This window comes from Bradyrhizobium sp. SZCCT0148, from assembly GCF_018129985.1.
In the GTDB taxonomy this organism is placed as follows: Bacteria; Pseudomonadota; Alphaproteobacteria; order Rhizobiales; family Xanthobacteraceae; genus Bradyrhizobium; species Bradyrhizobium japonicum_H.
Window position 1 is genome coordinate 26306 of the sequence record NZ_JAFCKT010000020.1, and the last position, 24795, is coordinate 51100.

29 protein-coding genes are annotated in these 24795 nt (G+C 63.5%); 14 read left to right on the forward strand and 15 right to left on the reverse strand.

The window, feature by feature from the left end; translation table 11 throughout:
* The first annotated feature begins 160 nt into the window (after positions 1–160).
* Together JQ580_RS31225 and JQ580_RS31230 are read left to right on the forward strand one after the other, a co-directional pair.
* The gene (locus JQ580_RS31225; RefSeq protein WP_212284801.1) at positions 161–346 is read left to right on the forward strand and encodes a hypothetical protein; all 186 of its coding nucleotides are present in this window, start codon (positions 161–163) and stop codon (positions 344–346) included.
* Positions 347–513: 167 nt separating this feature from the next.
* A complete protein-coding gene (locus JQ580_RS31230) occupies positions 514–855 on the forward strand; it encodes a phasin (protein ID WP_212284803.1) in 342 nt (113 codons plus the stop codon).
* A 238-nt stretch (positions 856–1093) separates the two neighbouring features.
* Here JQ580_RS31230 and JQ580_RS31235 read toward each other — a convergent pair whose 3' ends face one another.
* From JQ580_RS31235 to JQ580_RS31250, 4 genes are all read right to left on the reverse strand, one after another.
* Positions 1094–1411 carry a c-type cytochrome gene (locus JQ580_RS31235; RefSeq protein WP_212284805.1) on the reverse strand — a complete coding sequence of 106 codons (318 nt, stop codon included), beginning with the start codon at positions 1409–1411 and terminating at the stop codon, positions 1094–1096.
* Positions 1412–1449: 38 nt separating this feature from the next.
* Positions 1450–1656, reverse strand: coding sequence for a hypothetical protein (locus JQ580_RS31240; protein ID WP_212284807.1), 207 nt, complete (start codon positions 1654–1656; stop codon positions 1450–1452).
* 76 nt (positions 1657–1732) lie between these two features.
* Positions 1733–2563: an alpha/beta fold hydrolase gene (locus JQ580_RS31245; RefSeq protein WP_212284809.1), complete on the reverse strand. Its 831-nt coding sequence runs from the start codon at positions 2561–2563 to the stop codon at positions 1733–1735.
* 151 nt (positions 2564–2714) lie between these two features.
* Positions 2715–4511, reverse strand: coding sequence for a ShlB/FhaC/HecB family hemolysin secretion/activation protein (locus JQ580_RS31250; RefSeq protein ID WP_212284811.1), 1797 nt, complete (start codon positions 4509–4511; stop codon positions 2715–2717).
* Between the two features lie 131 nt (positions 4512–4642).
* On the opposite strand from JQ580_RS31250, the gene JQ580_RS31255 reads away from it, so the two are divergent.
* Both JQ580_RS31255 and JQ580_RS31260 read left to right on the forward strand, forming a co-directional pair.
* Positions 4643–5923 carry a FecR family protein gene (locus tag JQ580_RS31255; RefSeq protein WP_212284813.1) on the forward strand — a complete coding sequence of 427 codons (1281 nt, stop codon included), beginning with the start codon at positions 4643–4645 and terminating at the stop codon, positions 5921–5923.
* A gap of 59 nt (positions 5924–5982) precedes the next feature.
* Positions 5983–8724 carry an EAL domain-containing protein gene (locus JQ580_RS31260; protein ID WP_212284815.1) on the forward strand — a complete coding sequence of 914 codons (2742 nt, stop codon included), beginning with the start codon at positions 5983–5985 and terminating at the stop codon, positions 8722–8724.
* A gap of 18 nt (positions 8725–8742) precedes the next feature.
* On the opposite strand, the gene JQ580_RS31265 is transcribed toward JQ580_RS31260, so the two are convergent.
* Complete coding sequence (locus JQ580_RS31265; protein ID WP_212284817.1) at positions 8743–9003, reverse strand: hypothetical protein; 261 nt, start codon at positions 9001–9003, stop codon at positions 8743–8745.
* Between the two features lie 248 nt (positions 9004–9251).
* On the opposite strand from JQ580_RS31265, the gene rocF reads away from it, so the two are divergent.
* A complete protein-coding gene (gene rocF / locus JQ580_RS31270; RefSeq protein WP_212284819.1) occupies positions 9252–10229 on the forward strand; it encodes an arginase in 978 nt (325 codons plus the stop codon).
* A gap of 327 nt (positions 10230–10556) precedes the next feature.
* A complete protein-coding gene (locus JQ580_RS34180) occupies positions 10557–10679 on the forward strand; it encodes a hypothetical protein (protein WP_283814015.1) in 123 nt (40 codons plus the stop codon).
* Between the two features lie 83 nt (positions 10680–10762).
* On the opposite strand, the gene JQ580_RS31275 is transcribed toward JQ580_RS34180, so the two are convergent.
* Entirely contained in the window at positions 10763–11074 is a 312-nt protein-coding gene (locus JQ580_RS31275; protein WP_249134575.1) for a nuclear transport factor 2 family protein, read from the reverse strand.
* Between the two features lie 142 nt (positions 11075–11216).
* Between JQ580_RS31275 and JQ580_RS31280 the strand changes: the two genes are divergently transcribed.
* On the forward strand, positions 11217–14702 hold the full coding sequence (locus JQ580_RS31280; protein WP_212284821.1) for a LuxR C-terminal-related transcriptional regulator: 3486 nt from the start codon (positions 11217–11219) through the stop codon (positions 14700–14702).
* 136 nt (positions 14703–14838) lie between these two features.
* The gene (locus tag JQ580_RS31285) at positions 14839–15123 is read left to right on the forward strand and encodes a hypothetical protein (protein WP_212284823.1); all 285 of its coding nucleotides are present in this window, start codon (positions 14839–14841) and stop codon (positions 15121–15123) included.
* 390 nt (positions 15124–15513) lie between these two features.
* Here the strand turns inward: JQ580_RS31285 and JQ580_RS31290 are convergent, their stop codons facing one another.
* The 4 genes from JQ580_RS31290 to JQ580_RS31305 all read right to left on the reverse strand — a co-directional run bounded on the left by JQ580_RS31290 (position 15514) and on the right by JQ580_RS31305 (position 18426).
* Positions 15514–16800, reverse strand: coding sequence for an NRAMP family divalent metal transporter (locus JQ580_RS31290; RefSeq protein WP_212284825.1), 1287 nt, complete (start codon positions 16798–16800; stop codon positions 15514–15516).
* A 215-nt stretch (positions 16801–17015) separates the two neighbouring features.
* The gene (locus JQ580_RS31295) at positions 17016–17201 is read right to left on the reverse strand and encodes a hypothetical protein (RefSeq protein WP_106951687.1); all 186 of its coding nucleotides are present in this window, start codon (positions 17199–17201) and stop codon (positions 17016–17018) included.
* A 237-nt stretch (positions 17202–17438) separates the two neighbouring features.
* Positions 17439–18065, reverse strand: a complete 627-nt coding sequence (locus JQ580_RS31300; protein ID WP_212284827.1) for a hypothetical protein — start codon at positions 18063–18065, stop codon at positions 17439–17441.
* A 40-nt stretch (positions 18066–18105) separates the two neighbouring features.
* The gene (locus tag JQ580_RS31305) at positions 18106–18426 is read right to left on the reverse strand and encodes a hypothetical protein (RefSeq protein WP_212284829.1); all 321 of its coding nucleotides are present in this window, start codon (positions 18424–18426) and stop codon (positions 18106–18108) included.
* A gap of 428 nt (positions 18427–18854) precedes the next feature.
* Between JQ580_RS31305 and JQ580_RS31310 the strand changes: the two genes are divergently transcribed.
* The gene (locus JQ580_RS31310) at positions 18855–19046 is read left to right on the forward strand and encodes a Myb-like DNA-binding domain-containing protein (RefSeq protein WP_212284831.1); all 192 of its coding nucleotides are present in this window, start codon (positions 18855–18857) and stop codon (positions 19044–19046) included.
* 6 nt (positions 19047–19052) lie between these two features.
* On the opposite strand, the gene JQ580_RS31315 is transcribed toward JQ580_RS31310, so the two are convergent.
* Both JQ580_RS31315 and JQ580_RS31320 read right to left on the reverse strand, forming a co-directional pair.
* On the reverse strand, positions 19053–19379 hold the full coding sequence (locus tag JQ580_RS31315; RefSeq protein WP_212284833.1) for a nuclear transport factor 2 family protein: 327 nt from the start codon (positions 19377–19379) through the stop codon (positions 19053–19055).
* A 147-nt stretch (positions 19380–19526) separates the two neighbouring features.
* Entirely contained in the window at positions 19527–19721 is a 195-nt protein-coding gene (locus tag JQ580_RS31320) for a hypothetical protein (protein WP_212284835.1), read from the reverse strand.
* A gap of 127 nt (positions 19722–19848) precedes the next feature.
* Here JQ580_RS31320 and JQ580_RS31325 point away from each other — a divergent pair, with 127 nt between their 5' ends.
* Positions 19849–20076, forward strand: a complete 228-nt coding sequence (locus tag JQ580_RS31325) for a hypothetical protein (protein ID WP_212284875.1) — start codon at positions 19849–19851, stop codon at positions 20074–20076.
* 212 nt (positions 20077–20288) lie between these two features.
* Here JQ580_RS31325 and JQ580_RS31330 read toward each other — a convergent pair whose 3' ends face one another.
* Positions 20289–21059, reverse strand: coding sequence for an EAL domain-containing protein (locus tag JQ580_RS31330; protein WP_212284837.1), 771 nt, complete (start codon positions 21057–21059; stop codon positions 20289–20291).
* 339 nt (positions 21060–21398) lie between these two features.
* Here JQ580_RS31330 and JQ580_RS31335 point away from each other — a divergent pair, with 339 nt between their 5' ends.
* The gene (locus JQ580_RS31335; protein WP_018319193.1) at positions 21399–21647 is read left to right on the forward strand and encodes a hypothetical protein; all 249 of its coding nucleotides are present in this window, start codon (positions 21399–21401) and stop codon (positions 21645–21647) included.
* A 158-nt stretch (positions 21648–21805) separates the two neighbouring features.
* Positions 21806–22069, forward strand: a complete 264-nt coding sequence (locus JQ580_RS31340; protein WP_212284839.1) for a DUF6894 family protein — start codon at positions 21806–21808, stop codon at positions 22067–22069.
* 21 nt (positions 22070–22090) lie between these two features.
* Here the strand turns inward: JQ580_RS31340 and JQ580_RS31345 are convergent, their stop codons facing one another.
* Together JQ580_RS31345 and JQ580_RS31350 are read right to left on the reverse strand one after the other, a co-directional pair.
* Entirely contained in the window at positions 22091–22291 is a 201-nt protein-coding gene (locus tag JQ580_RS31345) for a hypothetical protein (protein WP_212284841.1), read from the reverse strand.
* A gap of 386 nt (positions 22292–22677) precedes the next feature.
* Complete coding sequence (locus JQ580_RS31350; RefSeq protein ID WP_212284843.1) at positions 22678–23142, reverse strand: GNAT family N-acetyltransferase; 465 nt, start codon at positions 23140–23142, stop codon at positions 22678–22680.
* A gap of 113 nt (positions 23143–23255) precedes the next feature.
* Here JQ580_RS31350 and JQ580_RS31355 point away from each other — a divergent pair, with 113 nt between their 5' ends.
* Together JQ580_RS31355 and JQ580_RS31360 are read left to right on the forward strand one after the other, a co-directional pair.
* Positions 23256–23780, forward strand: a complete 525-nt coding sequence (locus JQ580_RS31355) for a nucleotidyltransferase family protein (protein ID WP_212284845.1) — start codon at positions 23256–23258, stop codon at positions 23778–23780.
* A gap of 348 nt (positions 23781–24128) precedes the next feature.
* Positions 24129–24365, forward strand: a complete 237-nt coding sequence (locus tag JQ580_RS31360; protein ID WP_212284847.1) for a hypothetical protein — start codon at positions 24129–24131, stop codon at positions 24363–24365.
* Positions 24366–24795 lie beyond the last annotated feature (430 nt).

A 24795-nucleotide genomic window follows, 5' to 3' on the forward strand; every position in this document is an offset into this window, starting at 1 on the left:
GGTTAAGCTGGGCGTTTGGACATGTCACTCGGCGTGCCAACCCGCGGCGCACTCGGCCAGGGGTTCGTCGCCACGGGTCCCGTCATGGCGCGTCCCGTTATCACGATGGCGTTCGGTTTTTGAGTGACTCACGAAGCCGATGCTTGTGAATAGGTGCGAGATGAAAAACCTCGATTTCGCGGCTGAACTGCACCTCAAGGTCGGTGCGCCCGCGAGCGGCACGGTCGAAAGCCTGCGCTTGCTCCGCGCGTTTCTGAAGCTCGCGCCGCGACAGCGTTTCGAGGTCATCAAGCTGGTCGAAGACCTCGCCACCGAAGAGGCTCTTCCCGAGCATCCCTTGTCCTGAGCCGGCCGCGCGCCGGCCTTACGCCTCTACTTTCATTTTCCCGTTCGTTGTCCGCGCCGAAGCCGGACCCCCGGCGACGTTCCCCAAGCCTGGTGTCCCCGAGCCTGGCCGCTGGATGGCGATCCGGCAAGTGTGGTATTCAATTGGGAAACGAAGGGAGTGCGACCATGATCGAACCGAAGATCGAAGTTCCGGCCGAACTGCGCGACCTGGCCGAGAAGACAATTGATCAGGCCGAAAAGGCATTCGGCATGTTTTTCGAAGCCGCCACCAAATCGATGTCGTCTGTTCCGGGAGCTGGGACGGAGGTGTCGAAGCAGGCGCTGGTTTTCACCGAGCAAAACATGAAGTCGGCCTTCGAGCATGCGCGCAAGCTGGTTCATGCCACCGACCTCCAGGAAGCGATGCGAATCCAGTCCGACTTCCTGCGCAGCCAGTTCACCAGCGCCGGAGATCACATGCGCCAGATGACCGGCAGCCTCATGCAGCCGGGCAAGGGAAAATCCTAATTCTCTGCGTGCGTCCCAAGGTCGATGACGGGCCCCGGAACGGCCTCGTCTGCCGTCCGTCATCCGTTCTGCCGATCCCTGTCGGACCGCCGGCAGGGATTTGCATTTGTGGCAGGCGTCGTGCTCTGCTCGCAATGAGATGAGCCCCGTCGCTGTCATGACGGAGATGCGCTCCCTCTTCCGCGAGCGGGAGGAGTGGACGAGCCGCAGCAATCGATTCAATCCAAGATGTTTCGCTTTAGCGCAGCGATGCGATGTAGGCCGCGATGTCGCCGGCCTCGGTTCGGCTGAGCGGGAAATTCGGCATCTTGGGGTGCGGATCGAGCAGGAAGAAGGCGAGCCTTTCCGTACTGAAGTCCGGTCTGCGCGCAACGGAGACAAAGGAGGGGACGTCGGCGCTCGCCTGGGTCTGGCCGTTCGTGACGATATGGCAGCTGGCGCACCAGCGCTTGGCGAGGTCGGCACCGTGATCGGCATCGGCTGCGAGAGCGGACGACGTGCCGAAGCTCGAAGTTGCGGCTAGCAACAGGCAAATTCGTCTCAAATGCTGGCGCATCGGGCAACTTTCATGAATCGTTGACGACCGCCGCCATGCTATCCGCAGCACGATCCCGGAAATTGCGAGAGATCAATGCGGGCGATGATCGAGCGCAGCAGCTTGCGGGCCGAACGGAAGAGATATCGAGCGAATGCCAGCATTCTCGCCGCGGGCAGGCCAATGCTTCCTAACTCGAGATTGTCCGTAACGAGACTTCTCGTATCGAGACCTTTCGGTTCAAGACTGTCGATATAGTTCGGCACGCTAGCTCTCCGAGGCCAGAATGCCCTTTTATCCTGGCGCCTCTGAGCCGCGTTGATCTGCCGCAAGCATTTCTGGTTAATAGTCGCCTGGATTCATGATCATCGGGCTTTTCGTATCGGCCGGCGCGAGCGCGCTGCTGGCGCTGTCCCGCAGGAAGCGGTCGAGCGTCTCCTGGATCTTCTCCTTGACCGCGTTGGGCCCACGATCGCTCATTTCCGTGTGTTGCGCGCCGGTATTGACGATATCGATACCGCGCGCCTTGGCCTCTTCCGGTGTCGGCAGCACGCCGGGATCGGTCACGAAATGCGGGTCCTTCGACCGGAAGGACAGGATCTTCATCCCGTCGCTGAGCACGAAAGGCACCCGCAGATTGTCGAGCGTGATCACCTTCGACACCAGCTCCGGGTGCTGGTGAGCCACATACATGGAGACGTCGCCGCCGTTGGAATGGCCGACGAGGGTGACGTGGTCGTAATCGACGTTCTCCTGCTGCCTCTTCAGCTGGCCCAGCACGAAAAGAATGTTGGCTTCGCAGCGGATATAGACCTCGCGCCGGCCGACATATGGCTGACCGACATGGGTCATCAAGGGCGGATCGCTCGGCAGGTCCTGTTGAATGCTGGCAACCAGATAACCCCGCGCGGCGAGCACGTTGGCGAGGAAGGAATATTCGGTGGCCTTGACGGTGTTGCCGTTGCTGATGATGGCGAGCGGGAGTTTCCAGAGGCCGAGATTGGCCTTGGTCTCGTAATCGCGCCGTACCGCCAGCTCGACCGAGATCGGCCGTTGCCGAGCAGCGTCATAGAGGGCCAAAGGTTCGTGGCGGATCGCGAACCGGCTGACGACGAAATATTGTCCGACGCCGAGGACGCAAAGAAACGCCAGGACTGCAAACACCCGCTTCATTCGTCTCGTCTCAGATCACGTTACGCTGAACATGGCCATTGGTAACTCCCGGATCGAGTGACCGTGAGCAGGTTGCCGGATTAAATTTAGGCAAGTCTGTGAGCAAGGCCGCAAAAGGGCCGCGTGTCGAGCCCGCGCGAACCACAAGCCACTAGAGACAGCCGGACTTGCCGCGTTCGGGGCAGAGCCGGAATGCGCTCGACAGGGTGAACAGGAAGCGCGGGCTGCGCCGCTGGTTGTCCGGCGCCCGGTAGCTCAGAGGCACGGCCACGCCGAGATCGACCTGGAAATCATCCGGCAGGAAGAAGCGCACGCCGGCTCCGGCCGAGGTCAGCGAGAGACCGTCGCTGAGGCGGTAGCCGTCGTTCCAGACGGCGCCGGCGTCGCCGAAGGCGTAGAGCTGATAGCCGGTCCAGTAGCGGAAATTGAGCTTCTGGTCGAAGCGCACTTCGAGCGAGCCGGCAAGGCCGTTGTCGCCGCTGATCTCGGCCGCACCATAGCCACGGCCGAAGGCCGCGCCGCCGAGATAGAATTGCTGCGAGGTGAACAGCGGCCGCGATGCCGTCTGGCTCGCCGCAGAGAACTTGAGCGACCAGGCATCGCTGAGCGTCTGGTAGCGCGTGAACCAGAGGTTCAGTACCGCGAAGTTCGCGGATGCGCCGTCGCGCGACAACAGCGCGTCGTCGAAATGCGAGGCGCCGAAGATGTCGAGGCCGTGGCGGTAGGTCAGTGTCGCAAGGTTGGTGCCGCCGAAGCGATCCTGCAGCCGGTAGTCGGCGGTCAGACTCGCGGTCCTGATATGGTCGTTGTACCAGGGACCGTAAAGGTCGTGCTCGGACACGTTGCTGAAGGTCGTCGCCGCAGTCAGCGTGAGCGTGGACGATTGCGACTGAAGCGGGACGATGCTGGCCCGCAGCTCGAACGCCTCTGTCGTGGTGATGTCGCTGTCGAGGCGGCGGGCATCGCCTGGCCGGACCGCGCTGTACAGCACCGACCCACCGAGGCGCAGACCGTCGACGCCGACCGGCGTGTCGTAGGACAGCCGCGCAAAACCGAGCTGGCGTGGGTCGTTGGCGATGGTTGACAGGTTGACCGCCAGCGTGTCGCCGGGCGTGAGATAGGAGTTGAAGGCGCCGGTTGCGTAGGTCTGCCAGGGTCCGACCGACGACGATCCGAGATTGTCCAGCCCGAACGAGGAGAAGACGTGCCAGGTCTTCAAAAAGATGATGAGGCGGAAGCGGCCGGTCGCGCCACCGATCTCCTCCAGCGCGGTATCGGTGATCCGGACGCCCGGCCTGCCGTTGATCAGGAAGAGCTGACGTTCGAGTGTCGGCAGGCGAGACGGCTGCTCGGCCAGAATCGGCCCGAGCATCGGTCTGACGCCAAACTGCTCGGCGCCGTCGCCTTTCAGCTCAGCCTGCACGATGGCGCCTTCAATCACCTGGATTCGGACGCGGCCATCGGCAATGTCCTGCGGCGGCACGATGGCTCGGCTGAGATGGAATCCGTCGGCGCGGTAGAGCTCGCTGATTGCGCCGGCGATCGCAGCGAGATCCGCCTGCGAAACCTTCTTGCCGAGATAGGGCTGATACACCGCGGCGATGCGATCCGGGGCGACGGCGTGGGCGCCGCTGACGTTGATGCCGCGCAGCACGAATTGCGGCTTGGTATCCCCGCCGGTGTTCGGCCGTCCGACGCTTGGAAGCTGAACCGAAGGCTGGGTCAGCGATTCCCGCTCGGTTTGGTTATCAAAATATTTTTCGGGCTGGCGGGGATCGAAGCCCGGCTGGTTCGCCTGTTGGGCGAGGGCCTGCGGAATTCCCGCGAAAATCGGTGCGATCACCACCAGTGCGGTAAGGAGATGCCGCTTCTCAGCCCGCGCAGCAGATTTGTCCCCGTAGTTTAACGGAGATTCTCTGCTGGAATGGTAAGGCTTCGTTAGCCGCATGATTTTTCATAGTTTTTTATGGTCAATGATTGGTTAAGGCGGCGCCCGGCCTGGTCGCTTCCCGCTAATCCTCTCTTGATTGGTTTCGGATACTTCTCGGATCCGGCTGTAACGCGGACTGAGGATCGTCAATGCTTGGCAGAATTGGAATGCGATGTGCCGTCGTGGTGGCGCTGAGCCTGGGAACGGCTTGCGGGGCGTTTGCCGCCGAGGACGGCGTCTGGTCGGTCAGCAAGGCGACCGGCGAGGTCTGGGTCGCGACCGACGGCGCCCAACAGGTGTCGCTGAACCAGGATGCGACGCTCAACCCCGGCAATACCATCCGCACCGGGCGTAATGGCCGGGTGCTGCTGGTCCGCGGCGAGGAGACCATCCTGATCTCGCCCAACTCCGTGGTCGGCCTGCCGGCCGAGAAGAAGGACGGGCTTTCGACCACCATCATCCAGCGGGCGGGATCGATCCTGCTCGAGGTCGAGAAGCGCAACGTCAAGCATTTCGAGGTCGAGACGCCCTATCTCGCCGCCGTGGTGAAGGGAACGCAGTTCAGCGTCACGGTGGGCGCCGGCAGCACCAAGGTCGGCGTGCTCCGCGGCCAGGTCGAAGTCTCCGACTTCAAGACGGGACAGATCGCCCAGGTCATGCCGGGTCAGGCGGCCACGGTCTTCGAGAACGGCAAGCCCGGTCTCAGCTTGAGCGGCGCAGGCACGTTCAATCCGATCGAGCAGGGCAAGCCGCGCGCCTCGACGATCGAGCGTGTGCCCGTGCCGAAATCGGGCCTGTCGGCGCCGCGCAATGCCGCGAATGGCCAGGCGGTCCATGCGCTCGGTCCGATCGACAAGGGGAGCAAGGCGGCCGGCGTGCCGAAGGCATCGCATCAGGCGGCCGGAGCTCATGTCGGCAAGGCCGGCGTCGTGCGCATCTCGAGCTCGCTCGGCGAGGTCAAGCTGAATGTCCACAAGGTCACCAATGGGCTCGCCCGCGGCGCGGCTGCTCCCGGACATGTGCGCAACGCCAATGCCAACGCCGGATCCGACACGGTCTGGAGCGACGGCAAATCCAGCACGCCGGCCTCCAACAGCTCCGTCCAGACTGCGGCAACGACGAGTGGCGCGGCAACCGCCGGCAGCAGCGCCTCGGCTGCCAGTGCGGCGATCGCGGCAGCGGCAGCCGGTGCATCCAGCGACAGCCCCGGAAACTCCGGCGGCAACAACGGCAACAACGGCAACAACGGCAACAACGGTAACAACGGCAACAACAACGGTAACAACGGCAACAGCGGTAACGGGAACAACGGTAACGGGAATGGCAATAGCGGCGCCACCGGCAACGGCAAGGGCAACAACGGCAATGGCAATGGCAACGGCGGCGGCAACGGCAGCAACGGCCATGGCCATGCCTACGGCAGGCGCTGAGGGGATTTCCTAGGGGATGAGGGGACGTACCTGCAGAAGCGGGTACGCGGGAGGATCGGGTGAAACGCTACCGGCCGCATATTCTCGTCGCGATCGCGCTTGCGATCGTGCTGTCCACGGGATGGCATGGTGCGCTTCGCAACGCGCTCACCGACCTACGGTTCAGCTCGCAATCGCGTGCGGCCAGCGGCAATGTCGTCGTGGTGGCTATCGACGCGCCGTCCATCGATCAGATCGGGGTGTGGCCCTGGCCGCGCCGGCTCCACGCGGAGCTGTTGCGCAAGCTCGAGGCGGCGGGAGCGGGGGATATCGCCTTCGACGTCGATTTCAGCTCACCCTCGGACCCGGCCTCGGACGAAGCCTTCGTCCAGGCCCTTCGCGACGCCGGCGGCTCGACGATCCTGCCGTCCTTCAAGCAGCCGGCGCCGAATGGCGGTGCGGCCCACATCAATCGTCCGCTGAAATCGTTCGGCAACCAGTCGTGGCCGGCGGTCGTCAACGTCGCAATCGAACCCGACGGACTCGTTCGCCGCTATCCGTTCGGCGAGAAGCTCGGCGATGCCCTGATGCCGTCGATGGCCGTCGTGCTGGCCGGGCAGGACGCCAACCGGCGGCCGCCCTTCCTGATCGATTTCAGCATTCGTGCAGCCTCCATTCCCGTCATCTCCTATGTCGACGTGCTGCGCGGCGATCCTGCCGTGCTCGGCAAGCTGAAGGACAAGAAGATCATCGTCGGCGCCACCGCGCTCGAACTCGGCGACCGGTTCAGCGTCCCCAACGGAAAGATCGTCTCGGGGCCGGTCCTCCAGGCGCTGGCCGCGGAATCGATCCTTCAAGGCCGGATGCTGCGCTGGACGTCCGACATCGGCATGATTCTCGGCCTGGGTGTGATCTGCCTGCTGATGCTGTATTCGTGGCGTCGCTTCGCACCGGGCTTTCGCGTCGCGATTCTCGTCGCCTCCGGGGCGGCCATCGAACTGGTCGCAATCCTCGTGCAGGCGAGATGGTCCCTGGTCATCGACACATCGCTGTTCCACATCGCGATCGTCGCCTATCTGACCGCGATTGCGCTGGACGAAATCGATTTCCGCAGCCTGCTGGGACGCATCGCCGAGAGCCGCTTTCACCGCATCGCGATGTCGCTTGGTGACGGTCTGGTCTGCACCGACGAGGATCACCGGATCACGGTCTGGAATCCCGGCGCGAGCGCGATCTTCGGCTACGTCCCGGCAGAGATGATCGGCCGTCCGTTCGAAACGTTGTGCGCCGTGCCGGCGAACGGTGAAGCAAGGCCCTCCATGCATGACGCCGCGCGCCAGGCGTTGCTCGTTCCGGGCGGCGCGGTTGTCGTCGAATTCGAGGGCCGGCGCAAGAATGGTGAAACCTTCCCCGTCGAGGCGAGCTTCTCTGGCTGGCAGGGAACGGAAGGCTTTCAGTACGGCGCGATCCTGCGCGACATCTCGGTCCGCAAGCGTGAAGCCGAACGCGTCAAATATCTTGCCGAACATGACGCGCTGACCGGCCTTGCCAATCGCAACACGCTGCATGCCCGTCTGGTCGGCATGATAGCAAATGCCGAGCGAAAGCCTCGGGAGGTCGCGCTGCTCGTCATCGGGCTCGACGGCTTCCAGAGCATCAATGATATGCTGGGGCATTCGGCGGGAGACCTGGTGCTGCAGGCGGTTGCCGTTCGCCTGGAGAGTCAGGCCGGAGATGGCGCGATCGTCGCGCGACTGAGCGGAGATGAATTCGCCATTGCGCGCGAAGCCGCAGACGGCAGTGAGCCGATCGTGAATTTCGCCGAGCGGATTGCGCGTGCATTCGAAACGCCGCTCGCGACGGGAACGCGCCAGCATCGTGTCAGGATCAGCATCGGGGTCGCGGTCTATGGCGAAGGCGGACAGGGCGCCGACGAACTTCTCAGCAATGCTCATCTGGCACTGAGCAAGACGAAGATGACGCGGCGCGGCAGCCATGTCATCTTCGAGGCTGCGATCAGGCAGGAGCTGGAAAGCCGGCTGACGCTGGAGAGCGAACTGGCGCTCGCCGCGGATCGCGGCGAGTTCGAGCTGTTCTACCAGCCCCAGGTTCGCCTGGTCGACGGCAGCCTCGTCGGCGCCGAAGCGCTGATCCGTTGGAAGCATCCCGTGCGCGGCTACGTCTCGCCCGGCGAGTTCATGCCGGTGGTCAACACCTCGGCGCTGTCAGAGCGGATCGCGAACTGGGTGATGGAGACCGCCTGCCGCCAGGCTCGCGGCTGGGAGCTGGCAGGCAATGGCGTGCGCGTCGCGATCAACCTGTCGCCGTCGCAGCTCCACTCCGGCGATCTCGCGCTTTCGGTTGCGACATTGCTGGAGTCGACGGGGCTCACACCGTCGCTGCTCGAAATCGAGGTGACCGAAGACATCCTGCTCAATGACGAAGGCCGCGTGCTGGATATGTTCAAGCGCATTCAGCAACTCGGCGTTCGCATCCTGTTCGACGATTTCGGCACCGGTTACGCGAGCCTGAGCTATCTGAAGAAGTTTCCGCTCGACGGGCTCAAGATCGACAGGTCGTTCGTGTCCGGCCTGCTGTCGAATTCCGACGACGCGGCGATCGTCGGCTCTACCATCGGCCTCAGCAGGCAGCTCGGCCTCACCGTCGTGGCGGAGGGCATAGAGGATCGTGCAACCGCCGACTTCCTGGTCAGCCTCGGATGTGAAGAAGGTCAGGGCTATTTCTTCGGCCGCCCGATGCCTGCGCAGGCATTTGAGCAGACATTCCTGGCGCCGGAACTCGACGCGGTCAGTGCCGCCTGAGCCAGGCGGCGTCGCCGCCTATCGGCGCCGGGCGACCGCGACTCCGAACAGGAAAGCCACAAACAGGCTGGCCAGCGGCGCTTCGCGCGTGATCGATGCGACTGTCGCCAGAGTCCCGCCGGGTTTGCGCGAGTCCTCGACGGCAGAGGTCAGGCGGTTGACTGCCGAATGCAGGCCTCCGGCCACTTCACCGATGGTGCGGGAAACGTCCGCCGCTGTGTCGATGGCGCGCTCGGCCATGCCGGGTGGGTGATCTGTCTGCGGTATCTCGGTGCTCAAGCGCGATCTCCAAGGTGAGAATAGAGGCCGGCACCTTTGGCTATCCGCGCGAGCGCTCGTTTTGAACAGCGGGTCTGACGACCTTTGGCTATCCGCGAGAGGCGCCGTAGTTCACGGCGGGTGCCGGCCATGGCTAAGCAATTCAGCGCGCGGGATTTGGTTCCTGGCAGGGCAAGGCGCACCCGTGAAACGACGGGCGCGAATCTCTGTTAGGCTGGCTCGACCTTAGTTGACGTCAGGAGACAGCCGTGACCGATCAGCCCACGACGGATCGAGCCCGGCGCATCGCCTTGCTTGGAGCTCCCATCGACATGGGAGCTTCGCAGCGCGGCACCTTGATGGGACCGGCGGCACTGCGTACCGCTGGCCTTGCGACATTGCTGGAAAGCCTGGATTTCGAGGTCGTCGACTACGGCGATCTCTCGGTGGCAGAGGTCCGTGACCTCACCGACAGGCCGCCGGAAAGGGCCAATCACTACCGCGAGATCCAGCGCTGGACGCGCGTTCTGAGCCAACGAGGCCATGAGATCGCGCAAACCGGCGCGTTGCCGATCTTCCTCGGCGGCGACCACACGCTCTCGATGGGATCGGTCAATGCCATGGCGCGCCATTGGCAGGCGCGGGGACGCGAGCTGTTCGTGCTCTGGCTCGACGCGCATGCCGACTACAACACGCCGGAGACGACGATCACCGCCAACATGCACGGCATGTCGGCCGCGTTCTTGTGCGGCGAACCCGGCCTCGACGGACTGCTCGGTGACGACCCCCGCGCATCCATCGACCCTGACAGGCTCGATCTGTTCGGCGCGCGTTCGATCGACAAGCTTGAAAAGGAACTGATGCGCTCACGTCGGATCAGGATCGTCGACATGCGCCAGATCGACGAGTTTGGCGTCGCAGTGTTGACCCGGCGGGTGATCGAGCGGGTCAAGGCGCGCAACGGCGTGCTGCATGTCAGCTTCGACGTCGATTTCCTCGACCCGTGCGTGGCGCCTGGAGTCGGCACCACGGTGCCAGGCGGCGCGACCTATCGCGAGGCGCATCTGATCATGGAGCTGTTGCACGATTCCGGCGTGGTGGGATCGGTCGACATCGTCGAGCTCAATCCCTTCCTCGACGAACGTGGCCGGACGGCGCGCACCGCCGTCGAGCTGATCGGCAGCCTGTTCGGCCAGCAGATCACCGACCGGCCGACCCCGAGCAACGCGATCGCCCCGGGCGAGTAAGCGGCGAGGCGAAGCGCCACCCGAGGCGCGACAATGATAACCGGGAAAAAGTGGAAACTTTCGGACGTGGCTTGAGTTGGCTGCGATTGGCTCTGATGACCGGAGAGCTAGCGCCGTGGACGATGCCATCTTGAGACGTGCCACTCAGACCGCCTGGACGGTGTACCGAGCGCGGCACCCTGAGGTCGACGCGTTCGACAGCCGGCGCTGCTTGCTTGAACGACATCTGCAGAGGAGATGGAAAGAGCGCGAGAGTGATGCCCAGGAACTCGCGAGCTTGGGAGTCGCTTATCTGCACCGCCTTCCCGGCGACGAATGTTGACGAGCATGAAAATGCTCGTCGCGCGCGTGGTCCGCGAAAGCACAAGGCCGAATTGGACGCTGCTGGCGATTTCGTGTCTCGTGTCGGCCGTGATCGTGATCGCCTTGCGGATCGCCTTCGAAGGCTAGTACCGGCACTTCAGGCCCAGGCTGACGATTCCAAGCCTCGTGCCGCAATGCAGGACAGCTGCGGCCAAGACTGCGGCGCGGGCCTAGTGCAGAGGACTGCAGTCCAGCACCTTGATCCTCCCGGCGGCGTCAAACGCCAAAACCGCGCTCATCACGCCTGTGCTGGTGACGTAAGAGATCACGGTTCTATCTTCCGAAGGATTGAGATCGTCCAACGTGACTGCCGGACATTTCCGGAGGCGGTCGACCCAATAGGCACGAAGCGCCGTGCGGCCGGTGATGGTTTGGGCGCCGCCGCAACCGCAGTGCACCACGGCATCGTCGGCATGAAGCTCCATGATCGCGTCAATATCGCCGGCACGGTAGGCGTCAAGCCAGTCCACCGCCACGGCCATGGGGTCAAAAGAGATTTTTGTCACGTGCTACCGTCCAAACTGACTTCCGGATCGGGAACCAAATCCGCCAGTACTATTTTAATTACCCGCCCGGCGACGGCCATATGCCGAAGGATATAGAGGACCGGGCTGAGGAAACCCCATGTTAGACGCGACCGCCAAGCCGGGGATTGTCAAACCCATCCGGCTCGTGATCGTTGATCGGCAACCGATCGTGCTGCAGGGGCTGAAGTCGATTCTGGGGACACAGCACGACTTCGACGTCGTCGCCTCGACCAGCGACGGGACAAGCTGCCTCGAAGCCATCAGGAACCTGGCGCCCGATGTCGCGCTCATTGCCGATAGCCTGCCGGACCTGACGGTCTCCGATGTCCTCGCGATCGCGAAAACCGAGAAGCTGTCCACCCGCCTGGTGTTCTTCACGGAAGCCGACGGCAATCACGATCTGAGTGCAGCGATTGCTGCCGGCGCCTGCAGCGCGATCTCCAAATATGCCGCGCCCGGGACCATGCTGCAGTCGCTGCGACTGATGGCTAAAAGCGGTTTGTCGCTCGAACCCTCCGATCTCTCGCCGGCCGGCAAGGAGGCGGATGGCGAAGGCAAGATCGAAAAGATGCTGGAGCTATTGACGCCCCGGGAACGTCAGATCGTCCGGCTGGTCTCGGAAGGAATGTCGAACAAGGAGATCGCGCGCCGGCTCGACGTGTCGCACGGGACAATCAAAGTCCACTTGCACAATATCTTTCAGAAGCTCGAGATCACCAACAGGACGGTGCTTGCGACCATCTCATGGCTGCAGCGCACCTCCGGCTTCAGCGCGCTCGTTCTCGCCTTTCTGGCGTTCGCAATTGCCGACGAACTCAAGGCGTCGGAAGCCAACGACGATTTTGCTCATGACGATGGCCCCGGCCAGGCCGACGAACACGCCGGCTATGAGGTCTTGAAGAAAGCCGTTCTTCAGCATCTCGTCGTTTCGAAATCCGGGGGGACGCCTGCTCTCACGGAGAGGGACTTGCTCACCAAAGCAAGCCAGGCTGAGAATCCGGCCGCGGCGATGGCAGCGTTGCGCGCGGCGGAGCAATTCCTGGGCTCGAGGTCCTGGACAGAAGGCGGTGCGATTGGATCGGGCGCAGGCAATCTTCCCGCGCAAATACCCCCGGCAATCAGCGAAATGGGACTTGGAGGTGGCGCAGCCTCGGCGCACCCGATCCCGCAGCTTGCCTCCACGGCCACATTCGTTCCTTCGGGATTCGGCACCTTCGCCGCTCTCGCAGGTGCCCTGATCTATGCACTGAGCGACCCGCATGTCGCCGCGCACGCGGGCGAGGTGAACGAAGCATCGATCGAGAGCTTGCTGACGGGCACCACGGAGAGTGCGACCACTGCATTGGCGACGATCACGCACGGTGGCGCCCATCACGCTGACAGCGCAGACCCGGACGTGCCGGCGCGGGATTTGAATCCGCATTCTGCCTCGGTGACCACCGCAGTTGACGTCGCACAAGACGTCACTCAGGGCGAGGCGAGCCCGGTCGCCGCCGGTCATAACGTCCAAACAGCGCTCGTGCTGTCGGACGCCGGTCGCGCGCCCGTTACAGGCGGAGATAGCCCCGATCAAATGCGGCAGAGTCCCGGTGAAGACGCGGCTCATCATGCCCCGAGCGGTGCCAAGTCCGTCTCGTCCGACTCCGTTGCAGATCTTGCATCCGGGCCCGGCAGGCTCAATCTCGCAGCATTCGGAGCGCTGGCGTGGTTGCACCTGACGGCGGCGCCCAAATCCATTCCGCCTCACACCCTTGCCTGGATCTACGATTCCGCAAGCAATCAAACCATCGTCTTCGTGAATCCGACCGATCGTGTGCTCGATGTCGGGGATCGCGGCCTTGTGGAAGTCCATCTGCAGGGGATCGTGTCCGTGGCAGAGACGGACTCCGTTCAGCCAGCAGAGGGCGCCGTTCACGCCGCCACCTTGGAGCAACTCGAACAGGCGCTGATGCCGGCGGCCACGACCGATGAAACCGCTCCCAATACGAGCAGCGGCCACGCCCATGAGGATTCGGTCGGGACGGCCGGCGTTTGGAGCGCTTCGGCCGATGATGGATTGAGCTTCAAATTCGCAGCCGTTCGAACCGGCCCCGGTAATTCCGCAAAGTCCAGCGTCAGCACGAGCGACGAGGCGGATGCAACGGAGGAGAGTTCAGGTTCGTCCGGTGTGCCGGCTTATGGATCATCGATGTCGCCCGGTCAGAGCGCGACGACGCCGGCCGCGGACAATCGCGCCTCGAAGGGCGAGCCGGGTAATCCGAACGCCGCCGCGCCGTCGACGAACCAAAACGAGATAGCCCAGCCGGGCTTTGCCACCGCCGACGGCAGCGGACGCGGCAACTCCGGGCACAATCAGGAGCCGGGGTCGGCAAAGGCAGAGACGGCGGAGGCGGAGTCCGAACCCGGCAACAGCGCCGGTCATGGCAACAAGCATGATTCCCAAGCCGCAGACGGTGCGCCACAGGCAGCGAAGACGACGGGACCTGACGTCGAGCACGGCCATTCGGGCCACTCGGTCCCCGACGACGTAGCGGACGCTGGCAAGAGCGGGAAAGGTCCCGTCGGCACGGAGCACGGCCACTCACAGCACGAAGCGCCAGAGTCTGCAAAGGCGGCGACGGAGATCGCAGAAGCCAAGTCCAAACCCGGCAACGGTGTCGGGAATGATCATGAGCACCATTCCCAGGCTCCGGATAGTTCGCCGAAGACGGCGGAGCCCCGCGGAGCCGAGCACGGCCATTCGGGCCACGCGGTATCTGACGAAGGAGCAGAAGCAAGCAAGAGCGGAAAACCCGCCGTTGAGACGGAACACGGCCACTCACAGCACGAAGCGCCAGGGCCCGCAAAGGCGGAGGCGACGGCGATGGCCGAACCCAGGTCCAACCCCGGCAACGGTGTCGGGAATGACCACGAGCATCACTCTACGGCTTCGGACAGTCCGGCGAAGCCTACGAAAACGGCGGAGACCGGCGGAGCCGAGCACGGCCATTCGGGTCACACGGCTTACGACAAAGCAGCGGAAGCAGGCGAGAGCGGTTCAGGTCTCGCTGACACCGGGCACGGCCACTTACCGCATGGTGCGGCGCCGGAGCCCGCAAAGGCGGCGGCGACGGAGGTGGCCGAAGCCCAGCCGAAGGCCGGCAACGGCATCGACGATCCGCCGGCAGCAGCGAAGACGGCAGAACCTGGTGGCGAGCACGGCAATTCGACCCATTCAGCCCCAGCGACGGCAGCGGACGCAAGCGAAAGCGGCGCAACCGACACGGTGGATCATAGCAACCCGCAGCGGACTGCGCATGGCGGTTCAAATGCATCGGAAGCTGCGCCGCCAGCAAAAGCCGCGTTCGAGCTCGGCCGTGACGACCACGTCTTCCGCTTCGATAGCGAGGCGGCTCCGTCGACGCCCATCACGGTGGCCGAGCCCAGGGAGCTTGCCAAGCCGCATGCTGCGCTTGGTCAGCAAGATGGCCTTCAGACGATCGTCGAAATGGTTCCGCATCCGCCGGACGATCACACGGCGCAGCATTCCAATCATGGTCCGCATCCCGGCAGTCTTCACGGGCAACATGATCTGCTGATCTAGGGGCAGGTGCTCTCGCCTCAAGACAGGCGGCTTTCGCGCTTGCGCGAGGAGTCTCATTGGAACCCGGTGGCGCGACCCGGGAACCGGGAGGGGCAGCTTTGAATTACTCTGCGACAGCAAAATAGCGGGTCCCGTGATGACAAGTGTTCGCTTTGCCAATTCGATGTCTGCCGCTCTTCGCCATCCTGGTGTGATCGCGCTGATCATAGCCGGCGTGACGATCGCAGCTATGCTCATAGTCGATCACGGACCCTGGAGCCGCGCCAAGACCCAGCCGGCTCATGTTGCGATGTATGCGACCACGGGAGAAGCGGCACGGGCCGCTGGCGCCGCGGTCCTCCCGACCAATCCGAAATCGTCGATCGAGCCGGCGCGACCGGGACCGAAGACCTCGCCCACGGTCAACCCCGTGACGCCGTAGCTTGCCACCTCCTGCGACCGTCGTCGCGGAGCTCGTGGAAACCCGGGGGGAGTGCCATGATCTTTCCGGGGGATCGTCCCGGAATCGCACCAGGTTTTGACGGGTTTCGCCACAATCGGAAGCGACGTTCCCGGCCATGAAATTTCTGGCGATGATTTCGATTCTGGCGCTGCTCACGATCAGTGGAGCCGCCATTTCCGATCGGGTTCTGACGGCGGAGCAGCACGTCGCGCAAGGGGCGGAATAGCGCGACGGGCGGGGGGCGCTTCTTGTCTTTGGGGGACAGATGCTTTCGATAGACCAGTTCTTGCGGTTCATCAGCGTGCCGGCGGTGTTCGCGGCCTTCATCATCGCTTCGCAGATCTCGGCGGCGCTGTCACCGGTCTAGCTTCACGCGATCACCGAGGAGCCGAGCAGAGCGAGCACGGCCAGCGCCATCAGCGCGGTGCCGAGCCAGCCCAGCCAGACCAGCCACGACCGGGCCCTGAAGCGGCCCATGATCGCGCGGCTCGAGACGATCAGCATCATCATCGCCATGATGGGCACGGCGACGATGCCGTTGAGCACCGCGCTCCACACCAGCATGTGGATGGAGTCGATCCCGGTGAAGCCGAGGCCGAAGCCGATGATGGTTGCCGCGGCGATGATGGTGTAGAAGCCGACCGCCTCGTGTGGCTCTGCCTCCAGCGTCGCATGCCAGCCGAACACCTCCGCGACACCATAAGCGGCCGATCCCGCCAGCACCGGAATCGCGAGCAGCCCCGTGCCGATGATGCCGAGCGCGAACAGCGCAAAGGTGAAATCGCCGGCGAGCGGCCGCAGCGCTTCGGCCGCTTCCGTCGCCGAATTGATCTTGGTGATGCCGTGCGCATGCAGCACGGACGCCGTGGTCAGGATGATGAAGAAGGCGATGCCGTTGGAGAGCAGCATGCCGGCGAGGGTGTCGGTCTTGATGCGGTCGAGCTCGTGCATGCCGCCGCGCTTCAGCTCGCGCAACGGCTTGTCGCGCCGACCCTGGTTCATCTCCTCCACCTCCTGCGAGGCCTGCCAGAAGAACAGATAAGGGCTGATGGTGGTGCCGAGCACCGCCACCACCATCATCAGGTAGTCGGCGTTCACCTCGGCCTTCGGCCACACCGCGGCAAGCAGCGCCGTGCTCCACGGGATCTTCACGGTGAAGGCGGTCGCGACATAGGCGAACAGCGCCAGGGTGAGGAACTTCAACACCGGCGAATAGCGGCGATAGGGCAGGAAGACCTGCAGCAGGGTCGAGCCCGCGGCGAAGATCAGCGCGTGCTCGTGGTTGAGGCCGCCGATCACCAGCGAGAGCGCCTCGGCCATCGCGGCGATGTCGGCGGCGATGTTGAATGTGTTGGCGGCAACGAGCATGGCGACGAGGCCCAGCACCGCCCAGCGCGGCGCGAGCTGCATGACGTTGGCGGCGAGCCCCTTGCCGGTGACGCGGCCGATCTGCGCGCTGACGAGCTGGATCGCGATCATGAACGGCGTGGTGAGAAACACCGTCCACAGCAGCCCGTAGCCGAATTGCGCGCCGGCCTGCGAATAGGTGGCGATGCCCGACGGATCATCGTCGGCAGCTCCCGTGATCAACCCGGGCCCCAGCCTTTGCAGCAGCGTCGGCCCGGATTTCGTCGGCGTGAGGGCGCTGTCGCTCATGGCGGACCTCGCGGCTGATTTTCACAGCCAATGCCGATCAGGAAACAAAAGTTCCCGGCCGTGAGGCGATCCGAGATTTCGGCTAAACCTAATTCAGGTTGACCGCCGGGCAAAACAGGTGTAGATTGCGACCATCGCAGGATTTCGCCAGCTCACGGGCGAGGTCGCCCCGGCCAGGCGGCGGGAATTCCAGGCCCCGGGATTGCGCCGCCGCGCTACCTGATGCTGACGAACATGCCCCAGGCGGCGGCCAGCGCCGCGCCGGAAAAGACGATCAGAGGGTTATCACAGAATGCGCCGCCATAGCTGCACATGGTGACGCCGAACGAGCCGATCTCGTGATGGCTCGCAGAGTAGAACAGTCCCGACAGCACCAGCAATGCAGCGGCGACGTAGTACATGGGCGATCTCCCCGACGCTTTCCCGATTGCATTCGCGCAAGCACATGTCCCAGCATGGCGCGAACTGATTGCATTTCGCCAAATCCGCTCTGCTGCATTTGAGACAAAGTTTCGATCGGCCGGTAAGGCAACCGGTCGGAAGAAATCATCAGGACAATCCGGCAATCGGCTGATGGCGTTGCCCATAAACAAAGGGCCCCGCATCGCGGGGCCCTTGTCGTTGCTATCCGAAATCGCTTAGCGACGCGTGGTCGTGCCGTAGAGCTGACGCTCGCGGCCGATATCTTCCGGCGAAAGCGGCGGGCTCGCGGCATCGAAGTCATTCCAGCCGGACTTCTGCCAGGCTGCACTGCGCTCCTGCAGATTCACGGCGCGCTCGTGCAACAGCGCATCGAGTCGGGCGCGATCCTGATCGGGCACGCGCGCGGTCACCAGCGTACCGCCACGGCGAACGCCTTCGGCGTAGCGCGAGGCTTCTTCCTTCGAGACGCCGGCTTCCGTCAGGGCACCGACAATGCCGCCCGTGGCCGCACCGGCAGCAGCGCCGACCGCAGTCGCGGCGAGCCAACCCGCAGCGACGACCGGTCCGAGACCAGGGATCGCCAGCAGGCCGAGGCCTGCGAGCAGGCCGGCAGCACCGCCGAGGCCCGCACCGATGCCGGCTCCCGTCCCGGCGCCTTCGGCGCGATCATCGACGCCGTCGCGATCGCGATCGACCTTGCCGGAGCTCGAGCCGTACCAATTGTCGGAGTTGTTGGCGACGATGCTGATGTCGGAATGCGGCACGCCGGCGCCTTCGAGCCGGGTCACGGCGCTCTCAGCGTCGGAGTAGGTGTCGTAAAGGCGAGAGATGGTGGTGGTCATTTGTCAGGTCTCCTGATGGCTTTGCGCGATATCTGGCGCGTTACTTGGCGGGATTGACGTTGCCCTGGAAGTCCAGGCTGACGTCGGTCTTGGAGCCGGCCTTGTCGGCCTTGCCGCGCCAGACGCCCTGGTCGTCCTTCTGCAGGCCGGAGACATTGGAATATCCCGCCTCTTCGATCTTCGATTTCGCCTGTCCCTCGGTGAAGCTGTTGCGGCCAGCAACGGGCTTGTTCGAGTTGTTCTGGTCAGCGCTGTTGACGGCGTTGTTGCCCGGCCCGCTCTGGGCCGGCTGCGACTGTGCGCTTGCGGGCACCGCTGCGAGCAGCAACATGGTCGTGGCAAGTAGAGTAAGACGTCGCATTTTTTTGTCCTCCGGCAGTGAATGTGCCGGCGACAACAAGTGAGATTCGAATTGGTTGCTTGCGTTCGGAGCTTCCGGGTGCCGCAGCCCGTCTTTCGCGATTGCCGCGTGCATCGCGCTTGATTTAGGAACGTTTATTGGCGGGCCCCGTTTAGCGGCGCTCCGCGACAGACCATGATCGGATCGCCGGGCGGGTTTATTTCGGCCACCGCATCAATTGATACGGCACGAACTAGCAGTGTGCGGATGATGGCCACAGCGCGCGCGTTGAGTCGGCGCGCCGGCGGCCCCGGCATTCTTGCTCCTCACGCCAGCCCCGGAGGTGCCCGGGGTCGCTGCCATTTGGCTGAACTGCGGTCGACTTCGGAACTTCAACTGCGCCGGTCCATTGTCGCCGGAATCGTTAAGCACGCGAGACAACTCCCATCATGCAATCCCGCTATCCGCTGTTGAAGAAATGGACGGCGCAAGACCACGAGCGATTGAAGGCATTGGCCGAAGCAGGCCGGCGGCCGGAAGACATCGCACACGAACTCAATCGAAGCGAAGCCGCGGTGAGGGTGCGTGCCTGGCAGCACGGCATCGCCTTGCGGCTCGTCACCCAGAAGCGCAAGGCGTGAAGCTGGCTAGTGCGACGGTCCGCATGTGAGCGCGGCGATCTTCCCGGATGGATCGAAGGTCAGGATCGCACTCACGACGCGGCCCTGCGCCACATAGGAGATGACCGTGCCGTCAGCCGACGGCTGCAGGTTGTCGAGGCTGGAAGCCGGGTAGCGTCTGAGACGGTCGACCCAATAGGCGCGCAGGCCTTGCCTGCCCGCGATCGTCTTCATGCCGCCGCAGCCGCAACGGACCACCGCGTGGTCGGCGTACATCTCGAGTATCGTCTCGATATCGCCGGCGCGGTAGGCATCGAGCCAGTCCACCGCAGCGGCCATCGGGTCAAAGAGCATCGTCCTGTCTGCCTGCCGTTTCATCGGCCGGAGATTTAGGGACGGGGGTGTGAATGCAGGATGAAGGTCGTCAGTGAAAGTCTGCGTTCCGCTCAGGGGAACCGCGTCGTCGGACACGGCTCGCGGGATCGCTGTGGCGCGGCCGGGTCACTTCGACGATTGCACGTCCGCCTGCGCCGTGGCGGGCTGCCAGGGTGCGGGAAGGATGACGCGGATCGGGCGCGCGTCAGCGGCGCTTTGCGCGACAGGCCGGGCTTGATCCTTGGCGGGATCGGCCAGCGCCACGGACAGCAGTGCAATCAGCATCGCCAGCGAAGTCGTCGCAAGTCTCAAATCCAGCATCGAGGCCTCCAATGTCCGCACCAACGCAGGCTGCGGGAATTGGTTCACGCTCGATCGGGAACAAGTGGCAATTTTTGATGTTTGAAGACAACAGATCCGGATGACCGGGCTGCTGGAGGAGGACACCATGAACATCAAGACCATCATTGCCGCTGCCGTTCTGACGTCGGTCGCGGCGCCTGCATTCGCGCAGTCGTTCTACGTCGTGCAGGACATCAAGACCAAGAAGTGCACCATCACGGAGGCAAAGCCGACGACCACCGAGACGACCGTCGTCAGCGGCGACACCGTCTACAAGACCAGGACCGAGGCCGAGGCGGGCATGAAGACCGTCAAGGTCTGCACGACGAACTGAGGAGGAGCGGTGATGCCCGTCATTCTGCTTTGGGCCGTCCCGGCCGTGATCGTTCTCGGTGGCGGCGTCTATCTGATCGGACACATGCACTGAGGCGAGGCCCGGCGCCGTGGACCCACGGCGCCGGTCATCGCAGGAAGCAACAAGCAAAAGCCCGCGTGGAGCAATCCGCGCGGGCTTTCGAGTTTGAAGCGTGATCGGGAGAATCCGGTTCACCCGGCGAGGGACACGTCCATCTGCCCAAACCCCCGCACCGCCGGCAGCGACATGAAGCCGGGCTTGGCGAAATGATAACCCTGAAACAGCGTGATGCCGGCGGCCCTGAGAACCGTGAGCTCGGCCTCGCTCTCGACGCCCTCGGCGAGAACGGTGATGTCGAGCTCGCGCGCCATCGCCGCCACGCCCGATACGATGACCTGCTTGGCATGGCTGAGATGGATGTCGCGCAGCAGCTCCATGTCGATCTTGATCAGGTTCGGCTGCAGCCGGGCCAGCAGGCCGAGGCCGGCATAGCCGGCGCCGAAATCGTCCAGCGCCGTCCAGAAGCCGAGGGCCTTGTAGGCCCGCACGATCTTCTCGACATGCGTCGGATCGCTCATCCGCTCGTTCTCGGTGAACTCGAACATCAGATTGGACGGCGGAAAATTCGCGCGACGCGCGGCTTCGAGCGATTTCTGGATGCAGGCGCGCGGCTCGTAGACCGCATTCGGCATGAAATTGATCGAGAGCCTGGCGCGGGGATCGGTGAACAGCTTGCCGGCGGTCTCGATGGCCATGACGCGGGCGGCCTGGTCGAAACGGTAGAGCTGCTCGTCGGTGAGCTGGCTGAGCACGCTGTAGGCGCTCTCGCCGTTCGGGCCGCGCACCAGCGCCTCATAGCCCCAGATCCTGTTCCCGGTGACATCGACGATCGGCTGGAACGCCATCTTGAAGGCGAACGGCAACTCCGTCCCGTCGGCACATCCCGCACACTTCACGACCATTTCGCCAAACTCCTGCAGCCCTTTCAATCCCGCGCACGTTACGGCGTTGCGGTTAAGGAACAGCGAAGCGGGGAGGCCGCGCCGCGGTCGCTGCTTGTGTGCACCAGGCCAGCCAGAACCGTTCGGCGCGACGAAACACGCCTGAAACAGGGCTGAAACCCGATTGTCCTGAACGCGCGCGCGCCCGGTTCCGACCAACGGAGCGAAGAGGAGAAATAGTCATGATCCAGATCGGTTCGAAGGAAGAAGTTGCGTTCCTGCTGGCGCTGTTCGGCACCCACACCCAGCCGGTGAAGCGGCCGAAGCCGAAATCGCAGAACAGGTAGAGAGGGCGAACCCATGCCAGGTTTGGCCGAATGCCAGAGCCTGCTCAGGCTCCTGATCGCCAGGGGCGATCCCAAGGCAATCCCGCTCGCCAAGGGCGCCATCGATCAATATCTGAACACGGCGCCGCTCAGCGCCCGCGGGCGCGGCCTGCGCGTGCTCCAGCGCGACGCCCTCGACCAGCACGATGTGGCGGTCGGCGTGCAGCGCTCGTTCGCCGAGACGGTGGACGCCTATATCGAGCACAAGCTCGCGGAGGAGTGAGGCGGCGTGCGCCACGCCGGCGCAGGTCGGGTCCTGCGGAGGAATCGCCGGCGATATGGCCTGGTTCCCGGAACCCGCTGAATCCAGCCGATTTTTTCGGCGCGATGGAAACCTTTGCCGGTCGCAACGACTAAATACGGCAAAGGGGGCTTGCGAAGATGCCGCGCTATTATTTCGACCTTCGTGACCACACGGGAATTGAGCTCGACGAAGAAGGATTGGAATTGGCCAATCCGCGCGCCGTTCGGGCCGAGGCCGCCAAGTCGCTGGCCGACATGACACGCGATGCCGTGATCTCCGCGCCGCCCGCGGCCGGGAGGCAGACGATGGCGATCGCCGTTCGCGACGCCAGCGGTCCCGTCATGCAAGTGACACTCTGGTTCGAGATCGACACCTCGCGATCGTCGTCACGCGATCGCTGACGCGTTGACGCGCTTGCTGCGTCACGTCGGCGCCCTCAGGCCGGGCGAGCGCAGCCAGGCCTCCATCTGCAGGGCCGTTTCGTCCTGCCGTGCCCGGCGCAGCAGCATCTCGCGGCGCCGCCCCGGCGAAAGCGTGCGTGCTTCCTCGCGACAGCGCGCTGCTTCGTCGGCGAGCCGTTCGGTGAGTGTCGTGGTCTGCTTGAATCGACGCCGCATCAGCATGGTGCTCCTCCCGTGTTGGAGTAGAGGCGGGCCCGCAATCAGCGTTCTCATCACCGATGAATGCCGAGGGCCTTGCGGTGATGGAGCCATGTTACGCGTGCTGCGGGAGCGAGTCTGTATCTTTTGATAATCGGCAGATTAAACTTCGCCCATGCGTGCGAGGCTTTTGAGCTAAATTACTCAATTGAGCGTGACCATGTCTCGGTGCACTTTTGAACATAAGCCGCCGCTTTGGTCGTTTGCAACGACACCACCGCCAATGCACCGTTTCACGCCATCGTCCCCAACGTATCGTTTCGGCTTTGTCGCCGGCGGCGGCTGCGAAACAGCCGGGGCCGGACGCGGATGCCGGCTGACGCGCTCGCTGCCGCCGTCCGCGCGCAGTCTCAGGCGCGAAGCGCCAGGTGCAGGAATTGGTTGAAGGCGCTCGCCGTGTAATCGGCAAACGCCTCGCCGTTGACGAAGCCGCGCTTGCGATACAGCGCGAGCGCCGGCTCGAACGCCGGGCCGCTTCCGGTCTCGAGGCTGAGCCGCGTCAACCCGCGCGCTGTGGCCTCGCGCACGATGTGGTCCAGCAGCAGCGCCGCGACGCCGCGGCGCAGATGATCGGGATGGGTCCGCATCGACTTCACCTCGGCGCCGCCATCGCCGAGCTCCTTCAGCGCGCCGATGCCGATGACGTCATCGCCTTCGCGCACCGACCACACGGTGACATCGGGCGTCTGCAGCCCCGACAGGTCGAGCGCGAACACATGGCCCGGCGGCGAGTTCGCATGCATGCCGGCGAGATGAAGCGCGAGCAGGCGGCGGGTCGGTTCAGAGGTGAGGTCGTCGGGGTAGATGGAGAACATGGGATGAATCGTTCGGGGATGTCTCGATACTGTGCACGAGCGTCTTATGAAGCACGGAGACGCTCATATGACAAAGTTCTTATCCTGTTCTCCAATTGAGTGGAAACCAGCGCATGGAACCGGCTACCATGAGTGGCGCGGCCGATTCTCTGTTGTTGCCGCGTGCAGAGCCTTGTCGCTGGGACGAGGCTGATGACGAGTGGCGGTCAGAGATGGATTGGGCAGTTCCGAAGTACGCCAAGAAGCGCGTCAACTGGGCCGGAAAAATGCTCTTAGTCGACGCTCCCGTATTCGATTGGGACGCCATCGAGCGAGGTGATGATAAGCCCAATGAGCCGCATTGGGCTTGGTCTCAGGACTACATTTTGGCACTCGACATAATCAATAATTGGAGGTCTTCCCACAACTTTCCTCTCAACACTTTTCATATCGGCTTAAAGCGGCGAGCTAAAATCATTGATCCACGCGCGATCACCGCGCAGCGGATAAAGCGCTTGGCTTCTATTGAAGCGAAGCTTCGTCGCTTTCCAACTATGACCCTATCGCAAATGCAGGATACCCAGGTCGTTCTTAGCCGCGTTAGCCAAGCAGTCCCAGCGCAAGGTGCATGGAGGTCAGATAGGCCGCGAGCGGCATGAGACCGAGCGGAGGCGCCCCTAACCTCTTTTCAACCTTGAAATGACATACTGTATTTATGAGAGAGGACACATTGGAGAGCATTCTTGTTGAGCTGCGCGCCGAACGCGGAACGCGGCCAGGGACACTGTTCACCCAGCACCACCGACAGTTTCTCGACCAGCTTAGGCACGAAGCCTGGGTGCTAGCATCGAAGCTTCCGGAAGCTCCGAAGACGAAGATAGGGCTTCTGCGTCAAGGTTGGATCGAGCAACGTGACACGCCGGCAGGCCTGGAATTCCGAATTACGCGGGCTGGCCTCACCGAAGTATGCGCACCCCGATGACGGCTTGGAAACGCGGGAGGTCTGCATGTCGAGAGCGATGCAACAGATCGTAGATGGGTTCGTCAAAGTAAACGATCGGCGTGCATTGATCGACCTGCTCGCGCATCGCCGCAAAATTCTGGGCGAGTTGCAAGAGGTCACTGGCATCAACCCCACGAACGCGATTCAGACCATTCGAGACGAGTTGGCTATTATCGAGTTGGGTTTCGACAAGCTCAGACCGCCTCCGGGCTCGCTGCCAGAGAACGAGTGGGGACAATAACACTGCCTTTCGGCCGCGCCAGAGAGACGGTCTCGGTGAAAAAAGACCGTGACCATCCTGTTACAGGCGTCGCTGTTCCCTCCAAAAATTACATGGCTGCCATTGACTCTGCCGAGATTTTAGCCCGACTTGGATTGGACGATTGGCTTCGGGGGCTGGACGCAGGCGTGCCATGTTCGCTCTTAAGGCGCAATCCTATGGATGGCCTACTTCATAACCCATTTTCGGCACGGGGTGTTCTAGTGGCACGCTGCATCTGGGCAGGCCCATGCGACCTCGCATTGCTCGAAAAGGGGCCACCGTACACCGTCAGCTAGCCCGTAGTTCTCCGGCCCAGAACAGGTTGTGATTAATAGGTCCATCTTTGTTCTGGCGTGGTGTATTCATTAGCAGAAAGCCCACCCAGGGCTCCCGCCTTGGCGGCATTACT